Origin of the sequence: Rhizobium sullae (genome assembly GCF_900169785.1) — a bacterium.
Lineage (GTDB): Bacteria > Pseudomonadota > Alphaproteobacteria > Rhizobiales > Rhizobiaceae > Rhizobium > Rhizobium sullae.
On sequence record NZ_FWER01000231.1, the window covers coordinates 1 to 495 of the forward strand.

1 protein-coding gene is annotated in these 495 nt (G+C 60.7%); it reads right to left on the reverse strand.

The window, feature by feature from the left end; translation table 11 throughout:
- A partial coding sequence (locus BN1800_RS41180) for a histidine kinase (protein WP_244564843.1) occupies positions 1 to 482 on the reverse strand: 482 nt, incomplete at its 3' end.
- Between the last annotated feature and the right edge of the window lie 13 nt (positions 483 to 495).

Here is a 495-nt window from a genome sequence, read left to right on the forward strand (position 1 = left end):
AGGCGGGCGCGAAGTGCTGCTTCGAGGCCGAGATCGTCCAGTTCCGCGGGACGAAGGGCACCGATTGCGCCTCTAACCTCGCCGATCGACGTTCGAACAATTTCGATGCCGCCTTCGATTGCATCTTTTGCCGATTGTGTATCTTCCATGGCAACCACCGCGGCTTCCAACCGAAACAGCAGGCTCGCCAAAGACTGCGCGACNGCCGATTGTGTATCTTCCATGGCAACCACCGCGGCTTCCAACCGAAACAGCAGGCTCGCCAAAGACTGCGCGACGCCATCGTGGAGGTCATAGGCAATCCTGCGCCGCTCCTGTTCCTGCGCGCCGATCATTGCCTCGATCAATCGCGCCAGGTCGCGCTCGCGTGCCTGGAGGTCGGATGTCAGTTGCTCGCGAAGAATGCGCTGGCTCTCCGCTGCCAGAAAGGCGGCGAGCTGATCCGTCACGATCTGGATCGCCTCACGATCCTGTTCATTCATGGGGAAGGCGAGA